Source organism: Polaromonas sp. P1_G2 (assembly GCF_056405515.1).
In genome coordinates this window covers 1-532 of record NZ_JBFUBY010000858.1, presented here as the reverse complement: position 1 = coordinate 532, position 532 = coordinate 1, and the positions used below count along the sequence as shown (strand labels likewise).

The following is a 532-nucleotide window of genomic DNA, read 5'->3' as shown; positions in this document are numbered from 1 at the left end:
GATGTGCCGGTCGAGAACGACTATCTCGACAAGCCCTTCCGCCTGCCGGTGCAGAATGTCGTGCGCCCCAATCTCGATTTCCGCGGCTTTGCCGGCCAGGTCGCTTCGGGCAAGGTTGCCGTCGGCGACAAGGTGACGGTGGCGAAGTCCGGCCAGGAATCGCGCGTCAAGCAGATCGTCACCCATGACGGCAACCTGCGCAACGCTGCGGAAGGCCAGGCAATCACCATCGTACTTGAAGACCAGATCGACATTTCGCGCGGCGACATGCTGGTCGACCCGGCCAACCGTCCGCATGTGGCCGACCAGTTCCAGGCGCATGTGATCTGGTTCGACGCCCAGCCGATGATCCCCGGCTGCTCCTATATCCTCAGGACCGAGGTCGACAGCGTCAGCGTCACGGTGACGACGCTCAAGCACCAGGTCAACATCAACACTTTCGCGCATGAGGCGGCCAAGCACCTCAACATGAACGAAGTGGGCTAGTGAAACATCTCGACCCAGGCGCCGGTCGCCTTCGACGCCTATGGCG

At 62.2% G+C, this 532-nt stretch carries 1 protein-coding gene; it reads left to right on the top strand.

Annotated features, from left to right (window positions below; all coding sequences use genetic code 11):
• The coding region (locus AC1D0P_RS28005) for an elongation factor 1-alpha C-terminal domain-related protein (RefSeq protein ID WP_477679713.1) at window positions 1-486 on the top strand (486 nt) is incomplete at its 5' end.
• Window positions 487-532: the final 46 nt, after the last annotated feature.